The 20,461-nt window shown below is 73.4% G+C and carries 20 protein-coding genes; 10 read left to right on the forward strand and 10 right to left on the reverse strand.

What is annotated here, in order from left to right:
- Positions 1–4 precede the first annotated feature (4 nt).
- A complete protein-coding gene (locus tag C6N75_RS08505; RefSeq protein WP_105868249.1) occupies positions 5–3,172 on the forward strand; it encodes a tetratricopeptide repeat protein in 3,168 nt (1,055 codons plus the stop codon).
- Between the two features lie 213 nt (positions 3,173–3,385).
- Here C6N75_RS08505 and C6N75_RS08510 read toward each other — a convergent pair whose 3' ends face one another.
- Positions 3,386–3,667 (reverse strand): hypothetical protein, encoded by a 282-nt coding sequence (locus tag C6N75_RS08510; protein ID WP_105868250.1) that lies wholly within the window; start codon positions 3,665–3,667, stop codon positions 3,386–3,388.
- On the reverse strand, positions 3,660–4,541 hold the full coding sequence (gene mca / locus C6N75_RS08515; RefSeq protein ID WP_105868251.1) for a mycothiol conjugate amidase Mca: 882 nt from the start codon (positions 4,539–4,541) through the stop codon (positions 3,660–3,662). The genes C6N75_RS08510 and mca overlap by 8 nt, the downstream gene beginning before the upstream one ends.
- 124 nt (positions 4,542–4,665) lie before the next feature.
- Here mca and C6N75_RS08520 point away from each other — a divergent pair, with 124 nt between their 5' ends.
- Both C6N75_RS08520 and greA read left to right on the forward strand, forming a co-directional pair.
- Complete coding sequence (locus C6N75_RS08520) at positions 4,666–5,067, forward strand: DUF4307 domain-containing protein (RefSeq protein WP_105868252.1); 402 nt, start codon at positions 4,666–4,668, stop codon at positions 5,065–5,067.
- A 167-nt stretch (positions 5,068–5,234) separates the two neighbouring features.
- Positions 5,235–5,732: a transcription elongation factor GreA gene (greA, locus tag C6N75_RS08525; protein ID WP_105868253.1), complete on the forward strand. Its 498-nt coding sequence runs from the start codon at positions 5,235–5,237 to the stop codon at positions 5,730–5,732.
- Between the two features lie 91 nt (positions 5,733–5,823).
- Here the strand turns inward: greA and C6N75_RS08530 are convergent, their stop codons facing one another.
- The 3 genes from C6N75_RS08530 to ilvA form a co-directional block, all read right to left on the reverse strand.
- Positions 5,824–6,690, reverse strand: a complete 867-nt coding sequence (locus C6N75_RS08530; RefSeq protein WP_374684183.1) for an ABC transporter permease — start codon at positions 6,688–6,690, stop codon at positions 5,824–5,826.
- Positions 6,687–7,703: an ATP-binding cassette domain-containing protein gene (locus tag C6N75_RS08535; protein WP_105868254.1), complete on the reverse strand. Its 1,017-nt coding sequence runs from the start codon at positions 7,701–7,703 to the stop codon at positions 6,687–6,689. Before C6N75_RS08535 ends, C6N75_RS08530 begins: the two co-directional genes overlap by 4 nt.
- A 198-nt stretch (positions 7,704–7,901) precedes the next feature.
- A complete protein-coding gene (gene ilvA, locus C6N75_RS08540; protein ID WP_105868255.1) occupies positions 7,902–9,137 on the reverse strand; it encodes a threonine ammonia-lyase in 1,236 nt (411 codons plus the stop codon).
- A 126-nt stretch (positions 9,138–9,263) separates the two neighbouring features.
- On the opposite strand from ilvA, the gene C6N75_RS08545 reads away from it, so the two are divergent.
- Positions 9,264–9,791, forward strand: coding sequence for a MarR family winged helix-turn-helix transcriptional regulator (locus C6N75_RS08545; RefSeq protein ID WP_105868256.1), 528 nt, complete (start codon positions 9,264–9,266; stop codon positions 9,789–9,791).
- Between the two features lie 48 nt (positions 9,792–9,839).
- Here C6N75_RS08545 and C6N75_RS08550 read toward each other — a convergent pair whose 3' ends face one another.
- Positions 9,840–10,997 carry a cystathionine gamma-synthase gene (locus C6N75_RS08550; RefSeq protein ID WP_105868257.1) on the reverse strand — a complete coding sequence of 386 codons (1,158 nt, stop codon included), beginning with the start codon at positions 10,995–10,997 and terminating at the stop codon, positions 9,840–9,842.
- 89 nt (positions 10,998–11,086) lie between these two features.
- Between C6N75_RS08550 and C6N75_RS08555 the strand changes: the two genes are divergently transcribed.
- The 4 genes from C6N75_RS08555 (at position 11,087) to C6N75_RS08570 (ending at position 14,113) form a co-directional block, all read left to right on the forward strand.
- Entirely contained in the window at positions 11,087–12,190 is a 1,104-nt protein-coding gene (locus C6N75_RS08555; protein ID WP_105868258.1) for a hypothetical protein, read from the forward strand.
- An 85-nt stretch (positions 12,191–12,275) separates the two neighbouring features.
- Positions 12,276–12,941, forward strand: a complete 666-nt coding sequence (gene msrA / locus C6N75_RS08560) for a peptide-methionine (S)-S-oxide reductase MsrA (protein WP_105868277.1) — start codon at positions 12,276–12,278, stop codon at positions 12,939–12,941.
- Between the two features lie 42 nt (positions 12,942–12,983).
- Complete coding sequence (locus C6N75_RS08565; RefSeq protein ID WP_105868259.1) at positions 12,984–13,418, forward strand: VOC family protein; 435 nt, start codon at positions 12,984–12,986, stop codon at positions 13,416–13,418.
- 104 nt (positions 13,419–13,522) lie between these two features.
- Positions 13,523–14,113, forward strand: coding sequence for a dihydrofolate reductase family protein (locus C6N75_RS08570; protein WP_105868260.1), 591 nt, complete (start codon positions 13,523–13,525; stop codon positions 14,111–14,113).
- A 14-nt stretch (positions 14,114–14,127) separates the two neighbouring features.
- On the opposite strand, the gene C6N75_RS08575 is transcribed toward C6N75_RS08570, so the two are convergent.
- Positions 14,128–14,481, reverse strand: a complete 354-nt coding sequence (locus C6N75_RS08575) for a DUF1330 domain-containing protein (protein ID WP_105868261.1) — start codon at positions 14,479–14,481, stop codon at positions 14,128–14,130.
- A gap of 177 nt (positions 14,482–14,658) precedes the next feature.
- A complete protein-coding gene (locus C6N75_RS08580) occupies positions 14,659–15,702 on the reverse strand; it encodes an NAD(P)-dependent alcohol dehydrogenase (protein WP_105868262.1) in 1,044 nt (347 codons plus the stop codon).
- Positions 15,703–15,828: 126 nt separating this feature from the next.
- Between C6N75_RS08580 and C6N75_RS08585 the strand changes: the two genes are divergently transcribed.
- Positions 15,829–16,692 carry a helix-turn-helix domain-containing protein gene (locus C6N75_RS08585; protein ID WP_105868263.1) on the forward strand — a complete coding sequence of 288 codons (864 nt, stop codon included), beginning with the start codon at positions 15,829–15,831 and terminating at the stop codon, positions 16,690–16,692.
- 27 nt (positions 16,693–16,719) lie between these two features.
- Here the strand turns inward: C6N75_RS08585 and C6N75_RS08590 are convergent, their stop codons facing one another.
- The gene (locus tag C6N75_RS08590; RefSeq protein WP_105868264.1) at positions 16,720–17,994 is read right to left on the reverse strand and encodes a L,D-transpeptidase; all 1,275 of its coding nucleotides are present in this window, start codon (positions 17,992–17,994) and stop codon (positions 16,720–16,722) included.
- A gap of 556 nt (positions 17,995–18,550) precedes the next feature.
- Here C6N75_RS08590 and C6N75_RS08595 point away from each other — a divergent pair.
- Positions 18,551–18,844 (forward strand): LAETG motif-containing sortase-dependent surface protein, encoded by a 294-nt coding sequence (locus tag C6N75_RS08595; protein ID WP_105868265.1) that lies wholly within the window; start codon positions 18,551–18,553, stop codon positions 18,842–18,844.
- Positions 18,845–18,875: 31 nt separating this feature from the next.
- On the opposite strand, the gene hutH is transcribed toward C6N75_RS08595, so the two are convergent.
- Positions 18,876–20,429: a histidine ammonia-lyase gene (gene hutH / locus C6N75_RS08600; RefSeq protein WP_105868266.1), complete on the reverse strand. Its 1,554-nt coding sequence runs from the start codon at positions 20,427–20,429 to the stop codon at positions 18,876–18,878.
- Positions 20,430–20,461 lie beyond the last annotated feature (32 nt).

Consider the following 20,461-nt stretch of genomic DNA (forward strand, 5'->3'; position numbering starts at 1 on the left):
ACATGTGTATAAGAGACAGCTGCTGGCCCGGGGGCGGGCCGCGCTGGAGTCGATGGCGGCGAGCGCCGGTGAGGAGTACGCCGCCTATGCGCGCGCCTCGCAGGAGTCGGGCCAGGACCGGCCGGCCCTGTCGGAGCGGCTGAGCCGGCAGGCGGTGGCCGGACCGGCACTGGTCACGGTGGTCGCCGCGGTGGCCGCCGCCGGGGCGGACCTGGCACTGGGCACCGCGGCCGGCACCGCACTGGGCGCCGGCGCGGTGGTCGCGGTCGCCGGGGCCGCGGCGACGGTGCTGCGGGCGACCGCCGGGCACTGGCCGGCCGCGCACCGCAGGGCCGGGGCGGCGGGCCAGCCCGGCGGCCCGGAGCAGCTCCGTCTCCAGTGGCTGACCGCGCTGGAGGTTCGCGGCATCCGCCCCTTCCTGGACCAGCAGCGCATCCTCGCCGCCGCTGCCGTGCACAAGCCCGCCGCCGCCCCGGCCGGCGGCGGCCCGGCGCTGCGCGGCGTCGACCGCAGCGCGCTCGCCCGCCGGCGTACCGCCCTGGAGCACTCCTTCGGTCAACTCCCCGCTGGCGCGGAGCCGTTCGTCGGCCGGAGGACGGAGCTGGAGCGGATAGGCCAGTGGGTGCGGGCCGGCCGCGCGGCCACCGGCACCCGCCCGGTGGTGGTCGTGCTCCACGGCGAGCCCGGTGCCGGCCGGACCGCGCTCGCCGTGCGCGCCGCCCACCAGTCCCGCGACCTGTTCCGCGGCGCCTGCCTGGTCGACATGCGCGGCTCGGGCCCCGGCGGGCGGCCGCTGTCCACCCGGGACGCGCTGCTGCACCTGCTCAACCGGCTCGGCGCGCCCCGCGAGCAGCTGCTGCACCGCGAGCGCGGGGACGCCGAGCCGCAGGTGCGCCGGCTCACCGAGCTGTACCACCAGCATCTGAAGGGCCTGCCGGTCGTGGTGGTGCTGGACGAGGCCCAGGGCCCGGAGCAGGTGCGCGCGCTGATACCGGAGCGCTCCGACAGCCTGGTCCTGGTCACCGCGCGGGGCCCGTTGGAGCTGGGCGAGGACGTGCCCGCCTCGGTGCACCAGCTCCCGGTGGCCGGGCTCGACCCGGCGGACGCCGAGGAGCTGCTGCGCACGACCGCGGCGGCGGACGCCGGGCAGCCGTCCGGCCCCTATGACGCCCAGGGCCTGGAGCGACTGGCCGGCCTGTCCGGCGGGCTGCCGCTGGCCCTCCGGATCGCCGGGGCGGCCGCGGTCGCCCGGCCCGCCGGCGAGGTCGCCGCGCTGCTCGCGGAGCGCTCCGGCAGTCCCGTGGAGCGGGCGCTCGCCGCCCGCTACGAGACGGACCTGAGCGATCGGGCCCGAACGCTGCTGCGCAAGCTGTCCCTGGCCGGCCGGGCCTCGCTGGGCGCGGCGGCGGCCGCGGTGCTGCTCGCCGCGGACCGCGCCGACGACGAGGAGGCCGCGGCCCTGCTCGCCGAGCTGTCCCGGGCCGGGCTGCTGGACCGGGTGCGCGGCGGGCGGTTCCGGCTGCACGACGCGGTACGGGTGTTCGCCGCCGCCCGGCTCGGCGCGGAGGAGGACCCGGCGGAGGTGACCGCCGCCCGGGAGCGGCTGATCAAGGCCTACGCCGAGCTGGCCGACACCGTGATCCGCATGGTCGACGGCAAGATGTCCACCCGCGCGGGCCGGTTCACCGGGCACGGCTTCTCCTCCCTGGAGGCGGCGCTGCGCTGGCTGGACGACGAGTCGGGCTTCATCACGGCGACCCTGCGGCACGCCGGGGACGTCAGCCGGCAGACGGTGCTGGAGCTGCTGGGCGCGCTGTGCGACTACTGCCTGCTGCGCGGCGACCTGTACCGGCTGGGCGTGCTCCAGGAGCTGGCCGAGCAGGTCGACCAGGGGCTGCTCCAGCGGTCCGTGCAGTGGCGCACCGGCATCGCCGCCCGGCAGCTCGGCGAGCTGGACACCGCCCGCACCACCCTCACCTCGGTGGTCTCGCTCTACCAGGAGGCCAACCAGGACGCCGAGACCGCGCTGGCGCTCTGCTCGCTCGGCATCACCCTGCACCACCAGGGCAACCTCACCGAGGCCGCCGCCCGGCTCCGGGAGGCCCTGGCCCTCCAGCAGCCCGCCGAGCTGGCGGCCGACCGCGCCTGGACGCTGCACGCGCTGGCGGCCGTGGAGCGTGACCGGGGCGACGTCGCCGAGGCGCTGGCCCTGCTGGACACCTCGCTCGACCTGCACCGGCGCGGCGAGTCCCTGCACGGCGAGGCGTGGGCGCACTTCCAGCTCGGCCAGGCGCGGCTGCGCATCGGCGAGCCGGAGCGGGCCGAGGAGGAGCTGCGCACCGCCCTCGACCTGTACGGCCGCACCCGCGACGAGCGCGGCGAGGCGTGGGCGCTGACCCAGCTGGGCCGCGTCCGGCTGGTGGCCGGCGACCCCGGCCCGGCGGCGGAGGGGCTGCGCGCCGCGCTGGCCCGGCACACGGACAACGAGGACGCCCGCGGCGAGGCGTGGACCCGCTACTACCTGGGCCAGGCGCTGGAGGACGGCGGCGAGCGCGACGAGGCGGTACGGGAGCTGGAGCGGGCCCGGGCGATGTTCTCCCGGATGCGGGACGTCTACGGGCTCGCCTGCGCCCGGCACCACGCAGGCCGGGCCACCCGGGACCTGAGCGCCGCGCGCACCGGCGGGCTGCGCAACTCCGGCTTCGCCCGCCAGTTGCTGACCGACGCCCGCGCCGACTTCCGCCGGATCGGCCTGCCGTACGGGGAGGGGTGGGCGTGCCTGGAGCTGGCGGTGATCGACGCGGGCAACAGCCGCGCCCCGCAGGCGCTGGCCCTGTGCGAGGAGGCGGCCGCGCTGTTCGGCACGGCCGGCGACCGGCGCGGCGGCGACTGGGCCCGCTTCCTGCGCTGCACCCTGCTGCCGTACGCCTCCCCCGGCGGTGTCGAGATCGGCACCGTCGTCGCCCAGGAGGAGCTGGCCCGCCTGGCCGCCGAGGGCCACCCCGCCCGCGACCCCCGCCTCACCGACGCCCTGGCCACCTGGGGCCTGGTGCTGGAGCGCGGCATCCGCCTCGAATCCCCCTGGCAGGCCTGGGCCCTGGGCCTCACGCCCACCCGTCACGCCGCCGAGACGGCGGGGCTCCCGGAGACGGGGGACCGCACGAAGGAGTGACGCCCGCCCCCCTGGACGGGGCCCCGACCCCGAAGGCCGCGGCCCGGCCGCCGAAGGCCGCGGGTCCGAGGCGGCGACCCGGTCGCCGGAGGCCGCGGCCCGCGGCCGGGCAGGGGTCGGCCTCTGCGCTCGCCCCTGAGCGAGTCCCCTAGGGGCGGCCGGGGTGCCCCGGCGGCTTCTGGCCGGCCCCAGCGCTCCCGCTCGGCGGGGGCGCTACTTCGTCGTCTCGCCCGCGCCCGCGGAGCCGGTGCCCGAGGCCGCCGGGGTGCGGGCGTCCGAGGAGGCGGCGGCGTTCGCGGAAGCGTCCTCGGGCGTCTCCTCGAAGTCGACGCGCTTCATGTGCCGGTTCATCGACTTCATCAGCGCCCAGACGGCCAGCGCCATGACCGCGAAGACGATGAATCCGAGGACGCCGGGGGTGACCTTGTTCTCGTCCAGCTCCTTGGCGAGCGGGACGAGCTGGACCAGTGCCTGGTGTGCGCTCATGTCAGGCATTGTCGCGGATGCCCGCGAAGAGGTCGTCCTCGGGGAGGGAGGTGGGCACCACGGTCTTGGCCAGCTCGTAGTCCTCGGTGGGCCACAGCTCCTTCTGGACGTCCATCGGCACCTTGAACCAGCCGCCGTCCGGGTCGATCTGCGTCCGGTGCGCGATCAGCGCCTTGTCGCGGATCTCGAAGAAGTCCGCGCAGGGCACGTGGGTGGTCAGGTTCCGCTCGACGTGCTCGGACTCGTCCCAGCGCTTGAGCCACTCGCCGTAGGGGGAGTCCAGACCGCGCGCCACCAGGCCCTCGTGCAGCGCCTCGGTGCGGGCCCGGTTGAAGCCCTGGTTGTAGTAGACCTTCGCCACCTGCCACACCGGGCCGAACTCCGACTCCGGGTACTTCTCCGGGTCGGCCGCGCCCTCGAACGCCACCATCGTGATCTTGTGGGTCATGATGTGGTCGGGGTGCGGATAGCCGCCGTTCTCGTCATAGGTGGTGACCACCTGCGGCCGGAACGCCCGGATCGACCGCACCAGCCGCCCGGCCGCCTTGTCCACGTCCTCCAGGGCGAAGCAGCCCTCCGGCAGCGGGGGCAGCGGGTCGCCCTCGGGCAGCCCGGAGTCGACGAAGCCCAGCCACTCCTGGCTGACGCCGAGGATCTCGCGGGCCTCGTCCATCTCCTTGCGCCGCACCTCGTGGATGTTCTCCTCGACGTAGCGGTCGCCCTGGAGCTTCGGGTTCAGAATGGAGCCGCGCTCGCCTCCGGTGCACGTGACGACCAGCACGTCCACCCCCTCGGACACGTACTTGGCCATCGTCGCCGCGCCCTTGCTCGACTCGTCGTCGGGGTGCGCGTGGACTGCCATCAGTCGCAGCTGCTCAGTCAAGGCTCGATCCTCAGTGACTCAGTGACTCGGTGGATTAGGGGCATCTGGAGGCTTCTATAGTGACGGAACCGGCGGTCGGAAAATTCCGCCCGCGAGGCCGCAGGCCCGGGTGAAGGGAACGATCATGAGCACGGTGCGCGAAGGGCTCCCCGAGGGGCGTTACGGCCGCTCGGCGGACGAGCGCGCCGACCGCCGGCTGAAGGCCGTCGGCTCGGTGCTGGGCGTGCTGCTGCTCGCGCTGGTCGGCTGGTTCGGCTACCACTACGTGGCCGGCCAGGACGTCAGCGCCGAGGTGATCAAGTTCGACGCGTCCGCGGCGGACCGGGTGCAGGTGCACCTGGAGGTGCGCAAGGACAGCGGCGCCACCGGCTCGTGCACCCTGCGGGCACTGGCCGAGGACGGCGGCGAGGTGGGCCGCCGGGACGTCCGCTTCGACCAGCCCGCCGACCGGATCGACGAAGTGGTCAGCGTGCGCACGACACGCCAGGCCACCAGCGCCGAGCTGATGGGCTGCACCTCCGGCTGACGGCGTCGGCCGGAGGTGCCCACCGCAGGACGGCGGTGATGACTTCGTCACGTTTGTCCTCCCCCTTTACCGCCTGAATTGTTAGGCTCGTGGTTTCGCCCTTCCAGGACGGCACAGAATCCTGGATAGGGCGATGCTTTGTATCCCAGTACCGACGAGGAGCACCCGTGACCCAGACCAGCGACAACGTCACCTGGCTCACCCAGGAGGCGTACAACCAGCTCAAGGCCGAGCTGGAGTATCTGTCTGGTCCCGCGCGATCCGAGATCTCCGCCAAGATCGCGGCCGCCCGGGAGGAGGGCGACCTCCGTGAGAACGGCGGATACCACGCGGCCAAGGAGGAGCAGGGCAAGCAGGAACTCCGCGTCCGCCAGCTCACCCAGCTCCTGGAGCAGGCCAAGGTCGGCGAGGCCCCGTCGCAGAGCGGCGTGGTCGCCCCCGGCATGGTCGTCACCATCGCCTTCGACGGCGACGAGAGCGACACTCTGACGTTCCTGCTCGCCTCGCGCGAGTACGCGAGCGCGGACATCGAGACGTACTCCCCGCAGTCGCCGCTCGGCTCCGGGGTCAACGGCAAGAAGGTCGGCCAGGACGCCGAGTACGAGCTGCCGAACGGCAAGAAGGCGTCGGTGAAGGTCCTCGACGCCAAGCCGTACCAGGGCTGAGCCGCCGCCCGGCCCGGGCGGTGACGACAGGGGGCCGGGCCCGCGCCGGGAGCGCGGCCCGGCCCCTCGTCATGCGTGCGTGCCGTCCGGCTCAGGAAGCCGAGCGGTACTTGCGCACCGCGAGGGTGCGGAAGACGACGATGATCAGCACGGACCAGATCAGCGTCGCCCAGACCGGGTGCTCCATCGGCCAGGCGCCCGTCACGGACTTCGGCACTCCGGCGATCGTGTTGCCGAACAGCTCGCGCGCCGCCGCGACGGTGGCGCTGAACGGGTTCCACTCGGCGACGTACTGGAGGAACGTCGGCATGCCGTTGACGGGCACGAAGGCGTTGGAGATGAACGTCAGCGGGAACAGCCAGATCAGGCCGCCGGAGGTGGCCGCCTCCGGAGTGCGCACCGAGAGCCCGATGAGCGCGCCGATCCAGGTGAAGGCGTACCCCAGCAGGAGCAGCAGGGCGAAGCCCAGCAGCACGCTGCCGAGGTTCTCGTGGGTGCGCCAGCCGACGATGAGGGCGACGATCGCCAGGACGGCCAGCGTGATGGCCGTCTGGACCAGGTCGGCGAGGGTGCGGCCGGTGAGCACGGCGCCCCGCGCCATCGGCAGCGAGCGGAACCGGTCGATCAGTCCCTTGTGCATGTCGTCGGCGATGCCCGCGCCCGCGCCGGCGGTCGCGAAGGTGACCGTCTGCGCGAAGATCCCGGCCATCAGGAACTCCTTGTAGGCGCTGGTGCTCGCGCCGGCGCCCGGGATGGCGATCGATCCGCCGAAGACGTAGGTGAACAGGACCACGAACATCACCGGCTGGATGACCCCGAACAGGATCATCTCCGGGATCCTGGTCATCCGGATCAGGTTGCGTCTGGCGACGACCAGGGAGTCCCGCACCGACTGGGTGAGGGCGCCCCGGCGGGGCAGCGGCGCCGGGTCGGCGACGACGGGTGCGGTGGCGGTCACTGGTCGGTCTCCTTGCGCGTACGGGGGTCCTCGCCGGACTCGTCGGCCTCGCCGTCCTCCGGCGCGGCCCCGGTCTCGGCGGCGTGGCCGGTGAGCGAGATGAACACGTCGTCCAGGGTGGGGCGGCGCAGCCCGATGTCGTCGATCTCCACGCCCCGGCCGTCCAGCTCGCGGATGACCTCGGCGAGCAGCTTGGCCCCGCCGGCGACCGGCACGGTGAGCCGGCGGGTGTGCGTCTCCACGGCGACCTCGCCCTTGCCGAAGCCGGCGAGGACGGACCGCGCGGGCTCGATCTCGTCGGGCCGGTGCACGACCACCTCGACGCGTTCGCCGCCGGTGCGCTGCTTGAGCTGGTCGGAGGTGCCCCGGGCGATCACCTTGCCGTGGTCGACGACGCAGATGTCGTGCGCCAGGTGGTCGGCCTCCTCCAGGTACTGCGTGGTGAGCAGCAGGGTGGTGCCGCCGGCCACCAGCTCCTGGATGACCTCCCAGAGCTGCTGCCGGTTGCGCGGGTCGAGCCCGGTGGTCGGCTCGTCCATGAACATCACCGGCGGGGAGACGACGAGGGCCGCCGCCAGGTCCAGGCGGCGGCGCATGCCGCCGGAGTAGGTCTTGGTGGGCCGGTCGGCCGCGTCGGTGAGGTTGAACCGCTCCAGCAGCTCGACCGCGCGGGCCTTCGCCGCCCGGCCGGACATCTGGTAGAGCTGGCCGACCATTTGCAGGTTCTCGCGGCCGGTGAGGTACTCGTCGACGGCGGCGAACTGGCCGGACAGCCCGATGGACCGGCGCACCTCGTTGGGCTGCTTCAGCACGTCGAGGCCGGCCACCACGGCCCGGCCGCTGTCGGGCCTGAGCAGGGTGGTGAGCACGCGGACGGTGGTGGTCTTCCCGGCGCCGTTGGGGCCGAGCAGTCCGAGGACCGTCCCTTCCGGGACGTCGAGGTCCACACCGTCCAGGGCCCGGACGTCGCCGAAGGTCTTGACCAGACCCTCGGCATGGATTGCGCCTGGCATGGAATCTCCTTGGTCGCCGGCGGCGGTTGACCGGAGCCGCCCCGGACCGTCCCCCCGACTGTGATCGAAGCCACCAACGCTAGGCGGGCGGCAGCGTGCCCCTCAAGCGCTTTTTGCTGGATCATACGTTCGATACCGAGACGTGACGTGGCGCGACCGGCGTGCCCGGCCGGGGTGCGCGCGAATGCCCGAGCCGGCTCAGCCGGTGACGGCGTACCCCGCTGCGCCGAGCGCCGCCGCGACCTGCTCGCAGTGCTCCGGGCCCTTGGTCTCCAGGTGCAGCTCGACCTCGACCTCGGTCAGGCCGAGACGCGGGTCGGTGCGCACGTGCGCGACGTCCAGCACGTTGGCGTCCAGCCTGGACAGCACCCCGAGCAGGGTGGCCAGAGCGCCGGGGCGGTCGGACAGCCGCAGCCGCAGCCCGAGGTGGCGGCCGGCCGCCGTCATGCCGTGCCGCAGGATGCGCTGCATCAGCAGCGGGTCGACGTTCCCGCCGGAGAGCACCGCCACGACCGGTCCGCGTCCGGCGAACCACTGCGGGGTGCTCAGCAGCGCGGCGACCGGGCTGGCCCCCGCCGGCTCCACGACCTGCTTGGCGCGCTCCAGGCAGAGCAGCAGCGCGGCGGACAGCTCGTCCTCGGAGACGGTGCGGACCTCGTCCACCACATCCCGTACGAGATCGAAGGTGACGTCGCCGGGGCGACCGACCTTGATGCCGTCGGCCATGGTCGCCGCCGTGTCCACGGTGGTGGGGCGGCCCAGCGCCAGCGAGGGCGGGAAGGCGGCCGCGGCCTCCGCCTGGACGCCGACCACCCGCACGTCCGGCCGCAGCGCCTTGACCGCGATGCCGATGCCGGCCGCGAGCCCGCCGCCGCCGACGCCGACCACGATGGTCCGCACCTCGGGGCACTGCTCCAGGATCTCCAGCCCCACCGTGCCCTGCCCGGCGATGACGTCCAGGTGGTCGAAGGGGTGGATGAACACCGCGCCGGTCTCCCGGGCGTACGCCTGCGCGGCGGCCAGCGTCTCGTCCACCACCTGTCCGTGCAGCCGTACGTCCGCGCCGTAGTCGCGGGTGGCCGCCACCTTCGGCAGCGGTGCGCCGACCGGCATGAACACGGTCGAGCGGACGCCCTGGAGCGAGGAGGCCAGGGCGACGCCCTGCGCGTGGTTGCCGGCCGAGGCGGCGACCACGCCGGCGGCCTTCTCCTCCGGTCGCAGCCCGGAGATCCGCACGTACGCCCCGCGCAGCTTGAACGAGCCGGTGCGCTGGAGGTGCTCGCACTTGAGGTGCACGGGGGCGCCGACGAGCGCGGACAGATGGCGGCTGGTCTCCATCGGGGTCGTCCGCGCCACGCCCGCGAGCATCTTCTGCGCGCCCCGGACGTCGTCGAGGATGAGCGGGGGCGGGACGTGTGACGTACGGAAGCTCATGGGTCCAGTGTCTCAGCCGGTCACAGGCCCCATCACGTTTGCGCAGCGCCCGTACGGAGCCGCATCCGGCCGCGTACTGTGTCCCCCACCAACCCGACCGCATCCGCACGAGAGAGCCCCGCAGCCATGCCCACATCTCAGGACATGACGACTGATCTGGACCCCGGCCTCCTCGATGCCCTCCAGCACCAGGTGGCCGTCTTCGCCCGCCGGGCCGAGCAGACCCGTCTCGGCGGCACCGGACAGCTTCGCAACTCCATGGACCGGGCGGCGTACCTGCTGCTCAACCGCCTTGATCAGGAAGGCCCGATGGGCGTCAAGGCGCTCGCGGCCGGAATGGGCATCGACTCCTCCACGGTCACCCGCCAGGTGGCGCCGCTGGTCGACACCGGCCTGGTCAAGCGCACCTCGCACCCGGAGGACGGCCGGGCCGTGGTGCTCCAGCTCTCCCCGCGCGGCCAGGCCCGGCTGGAGGAGGTGCGCTCCTCCCGGCGCGAGCTGATGGCGCAGGTGACGGACGGCTGGAGCGAGCAGGAGCGGGAGTCCTTCTGCACCCTGCTGACCCGCTTCAACTCCGCGCTCTCCGCCCGCCAGGCCGGACTGCCGCCCGCCGAGCCCGCCGCCGAGGCGGAGCCGGCCGCCCCGGAGGACTGACCGGCCCGGCCGGGGCGGGCGGACGGCCCGCACCCGGCGCGGGATGCGTCAGCCCAGGGCCTGGCGCAGGTCGGCCAGCAGGTCGTCGGCGTTCTCGATGCCGACCGACAGCCGGACCAGGTCGGCCGGGACCTCCAGCAGTGAGCCGGCCACGCTGGCGTGGGTCATCCGGCCCGGGTGCTCGATCAGCGACTCCACGCCGCCCAGCGACTCGCCGAGGGTGAACAGCCTGGCGCGGTCGCACACCGCCACGGCCGCCTCCTCGCCGCCCTCCACCCGGAACGACACCATCCCGCCGAAGCCGCGCATCTGCTTGGCGGCGATCTCGTGGCCCGGGTGCTCGGGCAGGCCCGGGTAGAGGACCCGGGTGACCTTGGGGTGGCGGCTGAGCATCTCGGCGACCTTGGCGGCGTTCTCGCCGTGCCGGTCCATGCGCACGGCGAGGGTCTTGATGCCGCGCAGCACGATCCAGGAGTCGAACGGCCCGGCGACCGCGCCCATCGCGTTCTGGTGGTAGGCCAGTTCCTCGCCCAGCTCGGCGTCGGCGGTGACCAGCGCGCCGCCGACCACGTCGGAGTGGCCGCCCATGTACTTGGTGAGCGAGTGGACGACCACGTCCGCGCCGAGGGCCAGCGGCTGCTGGAGGTAGGGGCTGGCGAAGGTGTTGTCCACGACCAGCTTCACCCCGGCGGTGCGGGAGACGTCCGCCAGCGCCGCGATGTCGGTGATGCCGAGCAGCGGGTTGGACGGCGTCTCCACCCAGACCGCCTTCGTCCGGTCGGTGATCGCCGCCTGCACGGCCGCCGGGTCGGAGGTGTCGGCCACCGACCACTGCACGCCCCAACGGGAGGCGACCTTGGCGAAGAGCCGGAAGGTGCCGCCGTAGGCGTCGTTCGGGATCACCACGTGGTCGCCGGGGACGAGCAGCGCCCGCAGCAGGCAGTCCTCGGCGGCCAGCCCCGAGGCGAAGGCGAGCCCCCGCCGCCCGCCCTCCAGCGCCGCGAGGTTCTCCTCCAGCGCGGTACGGGTGGGGTTGGCGCTGCGGCTGTACTCGTAACCGCCGCGCAGTCCGCCGACACCGTCCTGCTTGTAGGTGGAGACCTGGTAGATCGGCGGGACGACCGCGCCGGTCAGCGGGTCGGCGGTGTTGCCCGCGTGGATGGCGCGGGTCTCGAAGTTCTGGTGGGTGGTGTGCTCGTCGCTCATGGGCCCGAGGGTAGTCGCCGGAGCACGGCGGCTCGGGGCGTTCGGCGGGCGACCGGCCGCCCGCCGGCGGCGTCCGGGACAATGGCCGTATGGACTTCCTCTGGTTCCTCTTCGCGCTGGGTCTGCTGGCCGTCGTGCTGGTCCCCTGGTTGACGCGCAGGCGCGGCGGCATCCGGCTGGCCGAGCCGGGCGCCCCGGACGCGGCCGACCCGGACGACTACGGCTTCGTGCGCCAGGAGGAGCTGGACGTGCGGATGCCCGGTCCCGACCAGGACCTGCTGGACGTGCTGGACCTGGTGCAGCGCACCCAGGACTGGCGGGCCGCCTCCCAGTTGCTGGCCGGCACCCCGAAGGAAGGGGAGGTGCGCTGGCAGCGGGTGCAGGCGTTCGCCGGGGCGGCCTCGCTGGAGCTGGCGCAGCGGCCCGGCGAGGGCGGCTCCTGGCTGCGGGCCTGGCGGGCCGAGCAGCCCAAGGACGCCGGTGGGGCCGCGGTGCACGCGGAGTTCCTGGTGCAGCAGGCCTGGCGGTCCTCCTCCGCCGGGTCCGACGACTTCCGGATCATCCTGGAGGAGGCCCGGGAGGTGTGCGGGAAGGCCGCGCTGCTGGCCCCCGGCGACCCCGTCCCGTACATCGCGGAGCTGGCCGTGGCGCGCGGCCTCGGCTACACCCACGAGCAGTTCGACCAGCTCTGGGCGAAGATCATCGACCGGGCGCCGCAGCACATGGGCGCCCACCTCGCCGCGCTGCACTTCTGGTGCGCGAAGTGGCACGGCTCCCGGCAGGACGCCGACCGCTTCGCCACGGCCGCCGCCGCCCGCGCGCCGCAGGGCTCGCTGCTCGCCGCCCTGCCGCTCTTCGCCGTCTTCGAGCACCTGGACGACGTCGTCCTGGTCCGCGACCTCTTCCGCACCGAGGTCGTCGCCAAGGCGCTCGGCGGTGCGATGTACGCGGTGCACTCGGCCCGCCCGGACGACCCGATGCTGGCCCACGTGCGCCATCTGCTGGTCCACTTCCTGGTGCGCGCCGAACGCTGGTCGGAGGCGATGCGCCAGCTCGTCCACGTGGACGGCCACATCGGCGCGCTGCCGTGGACGCTGAGCGCCGACCCGGCCGCCGAGTACGCCGTCTACCGCGCGCTGGCCGTCGCCGGCTACGAGGCCAACGGCGGCAGCCCGGCGACGCTCTCCCACTGACGGACGCGCGCACCGGGCGGGGCGCGGAATTCCGCCGTCCCCCACCTCGTTGAACCCGGCACCGTCCCCGCGAAGGAGAGTCCCGATCATGCTGTTCGGCCGCACCCCCGTGCTCCCCGCCCCCGACGAGGCCCTGCGCGGCCGCCCCGAGCCGCAGTTCGCCGTCCCCGAGCGGCACACCGTCCTCGGCAACCCGCTCCTCGGCCCGTACCCCGAGGGCCTTCAGGTCGCCGACTTCGCGCTGGGCTGCTTCTGGGGCGCCGAGCGGAAGTTCTGGCAGACCGAGGGCGTCTGGACGACCCTGGCCGGCTACCAGGGCGGCTACACCGAGAACCCGTCCTACGAGGAGGTCTGCTCGGGCCGCACCGGCCACACCGAGGTCGTCCGCGTGGTCTTCGACCCCTCCGTCGTCTCCTACGCGGCCCTGCTCAAGCTCTTCTGGGAGTCCCACGACCCCACCCAGGGCTTCCGCCAGGGCAACGACGTGGGCACCCAGTACCGCTCGGCGCTCTACACCCACTCCCCCGCCCAGGCCGCCGAGGCCGCCGCCTCCCGCGACGCCTACCAGCGGGTGCTGGCCGGCTCCGGGTACGGCGAGATCACCACCGAGATCCTCCCCGCCGCCGACCGCGCCTTCTACCCGGCGGAGGGCTACCACCAGCAGTACCTGGACAAGAACCCCGGCGGCTACTGCGGCATCGGCGGCACCGGCGTCTCCTGCCCCGTCGGCGTGGCCCGCGCCGACGGCTGAAATCCGGTAGGCCGCCGCAGGCGCGCTTGTTAGGGTGCGCCGATGTCCACGATCAGGCAGTTCCAGGTCACCTTCGACTGCGCACGGCCCGAGCGCCTCGCCCGCTTCTGGTGCGAGGTGCTCGGCTATGTCCTCCCCTCGCCCCCCGACACCTTCGCCACCTGGGACGACTACAACGCCGCCCTGCCGCCGGAGAAGCGGGACTCCTGGTCCGCCTGTATCGACCCCACCGGGATGGGCCCGCGCCTGTACTTCCAGCGCGTCCCCGAGGGCAAGACCGCCAAGAACCGCGTCCACCTCGACGTCCGCGCCGGCGCCGGCCTCACCGGCGACGAGCGCCTGGCCGTCCTGGAAGCCGAACGCGACCGCCTGACCGCCCTCGGCGCGGTCTGCGTGCTCGTGCAGACCGCCGACGAGGAGAACGAGTCCTGCATCACGATGCAGGACATCGAGGGCAACGAGTTCTGCCTGGACTGAGGTCGGTCGGATCGGACGACCGCGCGGATGCGATGACTTTCGGGCGGGGCGGGAGTCCGGTATCCCGGGAAGTGCCGCCGGCGGCAGAGCGAGGAGAGGTTCTCATGCGCATCACGGTCAGCGAGTTCGTCAGCCTGGACGGCGTCGTGCAGGCCCCGGGCGGGCCGGACGAGGACCCGTCGGGCGGGTTCGCGCACGGCGGCTGGACGCACCCGTTCTTCGACCCGGAGGTGGTCGGCGGGGCCTTCGACCAGGCGCTGGCCGGGGCGGACGCGCTGCTGTTCGGGCGGCGCACGTGGCAGACCATGGCGGCGGCCTGGCCGGCACGGGCCGGGGACCCGTTCGCGGACCGGATGAACGCGATCCGCAAGTACGTGGTGTCCCAGACGCTGACCGAGGCGGAGCTGGGCTGGGAGAACAGCGTGCGGCTCGGCGGGGGGAAGGCGGCGGACGCGGTGCGGGGGCTCGCGGCCGCCGGCGAGGAGGGGAACCTGCTGGTGATGGGCAGCCCCACCCTGGTGCGGGAGCTGCTGGCCGCCGATCTGGTGGACGAGCTGCGGCTGATCTGGATGCCGGTGCTGCTGGGCGGCGGGAAGTCGCTCTTCCCGGACGACGGCGGGCTGCGGGAGCTGGAGCTGGTGTCCGCCGCGCAGAGCCCCACCGGCGCCCAGGTGTGCGTGTACCGCAAGGGCTGACCCCCCGGGCCGGCTCAGGCCGCCGTCCGGGCCGCGCGGAGGGCGGCGGCGGTCGCGGCCGCCTCGTAGCCGGGCGGGACGCCGTCGATCAGCAGGGCGTCGCCGTCCATGTGGGCGGTGCGCCGCGGCAGCAGCTCCTGGTAGGCGGCGGAGTGGTACCAGGCGTGCGCCTGGTCGTAGCTGGGGAAGCCGATCATCACCACGGCCCGGTCGAAGTCGCCTTCCAGCACCTCGGTGCGGGGCGCGCCGTGGATGAGGAAGCGGCCCTCGAAGGGGTCCAGCGTGGACTGGATGCGCTCCATGTAGTCCAGCACCTCGGCGTGCAGCTCGGGGGCCGGGCGGAGGTGGGCGATGGCGTACGCGGTCATGGCGGAGCCGTCCTTTCGGCAGGTCCCCCGGCTCGTTCCCCGGGGCGTGCCGCCATCGTGGCCGCCAGACGGCGACGGCGTCGATGACCTCGGAGGTCATCGACGCCGTACGGTCCGCGTGTCCGCGTGTCCGCGTGTCCGCGTGTCCGCGTGTCCGCGTGTCCGCGGCGGCGGGTGCTACAGGGTGGCGGCGTCGATCACGAAGCGGTAGCGGACGTCGCTGTCGACGACGCGTTCGTACGCCTCGTTGATCTGGTCGGCGCGGATGAGTTCGATCTCGGCGCCCAGCCCGTGCTCGGCGCAGAAGTCGAGCATCTCCTGGGTCTCGGGGATGCCGCCGATCGCCGAGCCGGCCAGCGTGCGGCGGCCGCCGATCAGGGAGAAGAGGTTCAGCTTGACCTGGTCCTCGGGGGCGCCCACGTTGACCAGCGCGCCGTCCGTCTTGAGCAGCGAGAGGTAGGCGTCGAAGTCGAGCGGGGCGGAGACGGTGGAGACGATCAGGTCGAAGCTGCCGGCCAGTTCCTCGAAGGTGGCCGGGTCGCTGGTGGCGTAGTAGTGGTCGGCGCCGAGCCTCCTGCCGTCCTCCTGCTTGCGCAGGCTCTGGCTGAGCACGGTCACCTCGGCGCCCATGGCGTGGGCGATCTTGACGCCCATGTGGCCGAGGCCGCCGAGGCCGACGACGGCGACCTTCTTGCCGGGGCCGGCCTTCCAGTGCGCGAGCGGCGAGTAGAGCGTGATGCCGGCGCACAGCAGCGGGGCGGCGACGTCCAGGGAGATGCCCTCGGGGATGCGCAGGGTGTAGTCCTCGTCCACCACGATGTGGCTGGAGTAGCCGCCGTAGGTGGGGTCTCCGGCCTTGTCGCGGCCGTTGTAGGTGGCGGTCATGCCGCGCTCGCAGTACTGCTGGAGGCCCTGCCGGCAGTACTGGCACTCGCGGCAGGAGTCGACGAAGCAGCCGACGCCGACGCGGTCGCCGACGGCGTGCTTGGTGACGGCGGAGCCGGTCTCGGTGACGATTCCGGCGATCTCGTGGCCCGGGACCATGGGGAAGATCCCCTCGCCCCAGCCGTCGCGCGCCTGGTGGATGTCGGAGTGGCAGATGCCGGCGTACTTGATCTCGATCAGCACGTCGTGCTCACCGACCGCCCGGCGCGGAACGGTGGTGCGCTCCAGGGGGGCCTTGGCTGCGGGGGCTGCGTAAGCGGTGACGTTGGTGGTCATGCCTCCACCCTGCCCGGCGGTGCGGCCGGCACCCAGCCCTCCGTCGTGCCTACGAACACCGTGCGTACCACTGGCAGGGTCAGCCAGGCCGGCGGGTGCGGCAGGCGCGGCGGAGATACTGGCGTCATGGACCAGCGTGCCGAACTCAGCGAATTCCTCCGCTCGCGGCGGGCCCGGCTGAAGCCGGAGGACGTCGGTCTGCCCGAGTTCGGGCGGCACCGGCGGGTGCCCGGGCTGCGCCGCGAGGAGCTGGCGCAACTGGCCGGGGTCTCGGTGGCGTACTACACGCGCCTGGAGCAGGGCAACGGCCGCAACGTCTCGCTGGAGGTGCTGGACGCCATCGCGCGGGCGCTGCGGCTGACCGACGCCGAGCGGGACCATCTGACGCACCTGGCCAAGCCGGCCGAGAAGAAGCGCCGGCGGGTCGCGCCGAACCGGCCGCAGACGGTGCGGGCCTCGGTGCGGCATCTGCTGGACGCGCTGGACGGCGTGCCGGCGTACGTGCTGGGGCGGCGGCTGGACGTGCTGGCGTGGAACCGGATGGCGGCCGCCCTGCTGGGGGACTTCGCCTCGCTGGAGCCGCAGGAGCGCAACATGGCCCGGCAGGTGTTCCTCTCGCCGCACGCGCGCGAGCTGTACGTGGACTGGGAGGCGAAGGCCACCGAGGTGGTCAGCTTCCTGCGGATGTACGCGGGGTGCTCGGCCGACGACCCGCAGCTCTCGGTGCTGGTGGGCGAGCTGTCGGTGCGCAGCCCGGAGTTCCGGGCGATGTGGGCGAAGCACACGGTGGCGGAGAAGGGCCACGGGGTGAAGCGGCTGCACCACGCGGTGGTGGGCGAGCTGACGCTGGCGTACGAGACGCTGAAGGTGTCCGACGACCACGACCAGAGCCTGGTGACGTACACCGCCGAGCCGGACTCGCCGTCGGCGGACGCGCTGAGACTGCTGGCGCACTGGGGCGTGGACGAGGCGTCCGGCAGCCGGCGCTAGGCCGTGCGCGTGCCCGGCGGGTGGGGCTCAGACGGCCGAGCCGGCCTTCCACTGGGCCCAGTCCATGTTCCAGCCGTTGAGGCCGTTGTCGGGCTTGATGGTCTTGTCCGGGGAGTTCTTGACCACGACCACGTCACCGGTGATCGAGTTGTCGTAGAACCACGCGCCGTCCTGCTTGGCGTCGCCCGCGCCCTTGGCGTCGTTCAGGCCGACGCAGCCGTGGCTGGTGTTGACCTTGCCGAAGATCGAGTCGTCGCCCCAGTAGTTGCCGTGGATGAAGGTGCCCGAGGTGGACAGCCGCATGGCGTGCGGGACGTCCTTGATGTCGTACTCGCCCTTGCCGTCGTCGTCGGTGAAGCCGACGGTGGCGCCGTCCATCCGGGTCTCCTTGAACTTCTCGGAGATGACCATCCGGCCGTTGTAGGTCGGGTTGTCCTTGGAGCCGGCGGAGATCGGGATGGTCTTGACGGTCTTGCCGTCCTGGGTGACCGTCATCGTCTTGGCGGCGACGTCCACCGTGGAGACCTGGTTGCGGCCGACGGTGAAGGTCACGGTCTTCTGCTGGACGCCGTAGACGCCGTCGGCGCCCTCGACGCCGTCCAGGTCGAGCTTGAGGGTGACCTGCGAGCCCTCCTGCCAGTAGTCTTGGGGGCGGAAGTCCAGGCGCTGGCCGTTGAACCAGTGGCCGACGACCTCCTGGCCGCTGCTGGAGCTCACCTTGATCGCCGACTGGACGGCCTTCTTGTCGGTGATCGCCTTGTTGAAGTTGATCGAGACGGGCATGCCGACGCCGACGGTGGAGCCGTCCTCGGGGGTGAAGTTCCCGATGAAGCTGTTGGCCTGGGAGACGGTGGAGAACGAGGAGTTCTCGTGCGCCTCGCGGCCCTCGGAGTCCTTCGCGGAGGCGGAGATCTTGTAGGTGGTGGCCCGTTCGAGCTGCCCGCTCGGGGTCCAGCTCTTGCCGTCCTCGGCGATCTGCCCCTCGACGGCGGTGCCGTCCTGGGCGGTCATGGTGACCTCGGTGAGCGTGCCGTCGCTCACGGTGACCTTGGCGTCCTTGTTGATGCCGGCGTTCTGCGCGCCGTTCTTCGGCGCTATGGCTATGCGGGCCTTGGAGGTCTCCTTGGCGGCCGCCTCGTCCACCTGGGACTGCGAGGACGACTTGGAGTCGCCGGAGGCGGAGTCGGCCTCGCCGTCGCCGCCCCCGCAGGCCGAGAGCACCAGAACGCCGCCGAGCACCACGGACGCGGCCGCCAAGCCCCTGTGCCGCCGCTTGCTGTCCGTCATCACACGCTTCTCCATCGTCGCCGAATCCCTGCCGCCGGCCCTGCCGGTCCGCGCGGCCGCTTTCAGGTCACCCATCAACAGAACACCCATATCAGCCCGTCCGGTTCCGCCACGGGCGGGGATGTGGGGAACACCACTGACCGACGCGCCGCCTCGGCGGTCGGTTCCGCGGGCCCCCGACCGGCCCGGCCGGGCCCCTACCCAGGCGCCGGGGATCACGCCCGTCCGCACCGGGACGGCCGACCGCCCCCCTGTGAGTCTCGTCACCGCGCCCCCTCGGCTGGTCCGATCTTCCGCTTCCCCTTCGGCTACCGCGGATCGGGCGGGCGTACGCTCCCGTTCCGGGACGACTTCGCCGCCGAGCGCGGTCCGGCGCGCGGCTGCGGTGAGTTGGCCGCCGCCGGCCCCTTCCCGCAGGAACTCCGCACGAATGCGGACATAGCGGGATCGTTCCGAACGGCTCATATGACGGAGCGTAAGCCGCCGGCGTGCACGACTTTCCCGCGACCCGGTGTGTTGTCTAGCATCGCCACACCCGTCAATCTCCGGTTCCGCAAGGGGATCTGAACACGTGTCCGTCGCACGCCGACCGCTGCTGACCGCCACCGCCGCCGGGACCCTCCTCGCCGCGCTGTGGTTCGTACCTTCGGCCAACGCCACCGTCGACCAGCCGCCCGCCGGGCGGGACCGGGCGGCGCCGAGAGTGTCCGCCGAGAAGCAGGCCGCCGCCGCCCCGATCGCGCTCCTGGCGGAGACCGGCGGGGTCGACACCACGCCGTACCTGGCCGGCGGTATCGCCTTCCTGGGGCTCGGCGGCGGCATGGTGGCCTTCGCGGTACGCCAAGGGGCGCGCGGAGCGCTCTGAAGCACCCCGCGCGCCCCGGGGCGCGTGCGGGTCAGGCCAGCGGGCCGGTGACCCGCTCGACCGCCTCGACGAGCCCGCCCTCCCGTACGAAGACCTCGGCGGCCGCCAGGTCCGGGGCGAGGAAGCGGTCAGGGCCGGGGCCCTGGACGCCGGCCGCGCGCAGCGCCTCGATGGCGGCGCGGGAGGCGGGCGCCGGCGCGAGGCCGTGGCGCAGCTCGATCGCGCGGGTGGCGGCGTACAGCTCCACGGCGACGACCCGGCCGAGATTGGCGACCACGGTGCGCAGCTTGCGGGCGGCCGACCAGCCGAGCGAGACGTGGTCCTCCTGCATCGCGGAGGACGGGATGGAGTCGGCCGAGGCCGGCACGGCCAGCCGCTTCAGCTCGCCGACCAGGGCGGCCTGGGTGTACTGGGCGATCATCAGTCCGGAGTCGACGCCGGCGTCGTCGGCGAGGAACGGCGGCAGGCCGTGGCTGCGGTTCTTGTCCAGCAGCCGGTCGGTGCGGCGCTCGGCGATGGAGCCGAGGTCGGCGGCGGCGATGGCCAGGAAGTCCAGGACGTACGCGACCGGGGCGCCGTGGAAGTTGCCGTTGGACTCCACCCGGCCGCCGCCGGCGCCGTCGGGCAGCACCACCGGGTTGTCCACGGCGGCGGCCAGCTCCCGCTCGGCGACCGTCCGGGCGTGCGCGAGGGTGTCCCGGCCCGCGCCGGCGACCTGCGGGGCGCAGCGCACCGAGTAGGCGTCCTGGACGCGGGGGGCCTCCTCCTCCTGGAAGTGGCCGGTCAGCTCGGAGCCGTCCAGCACGGCCCGCATGTTGGCGGCGGAGGCGGCCTGGCCGGGGTGCGGGCGGATGGCGTGCAGCTCGGGGGCGAGCACCTTGGGGGTGCCGAGCAGGGCCTCCAGGGTGAGGGCGGCGGTGATGTCGGCGGAGGTGTAGAGCCGGTCCAGGTCGGCCAGCGCCATGATCAGCATGCCGAGCATGCCGTCGGTGCCGTTGAGGAGGGCCAGGCCCTCCTTCTCGCGCAGCTCGACCGGCGCGATGCCGTGCGCGGCGAGCAGCTCGCCGGCCGGGCGGACGGCGCCGTCGGGGCCCTCGGCGTCGCCCTCGCCCATCAGGGTCAGCGCGCAGTGCGAGAGCGGGGCGAGGTCGCCGGAGCAGCCGAGCGAGCCGTACTCGTGCACGACGGGGGTGATGCCGGCGTTGAGCACGTCGGCCATGGTCTGCGCCACCTCGGGGCGTACGCCGGTGTGGCCGGACGCGACGGTCTTCAGCCGCAGGAACATCAGCGCGCGGACCACCTCGCGCTCGACCCGGGGGCCCATGCCGGCGGCGTGCGAGCGGACGATGTTGCGCTGGAGCTGCGCCCGCAGTTCGTGGCCGATGTGCCGGGTGGCGAGCGCGCCGAAGCCGGTGGAGACGCCGTAGACCGGTTCGGGCCTGGCGGCGAGGGCGTCGACGATCTCGCGGGCCGAGGCGAGGGCGGCGAGCGCCTCGGCGGACAGCTCGACGCGGGCGTTGCCCCGGGCCACGGCGATGACGTCCTGTGCGGTGGTCCCGGACGTCCCCACCACGACTGTGTGCATATCCATATTCAGCAGCGTACGTATTGAATCGA

Source organism: Streptomyces solincola (assembly GCF_002982015.1).
In the GTDB taxonomy this organism is placed as follows: Bacteria; Actinomycetota; Actinomycetes; order Streptomycetales; family Streptomycetaceae; genus Streptomyces; species Streptomyces solincola.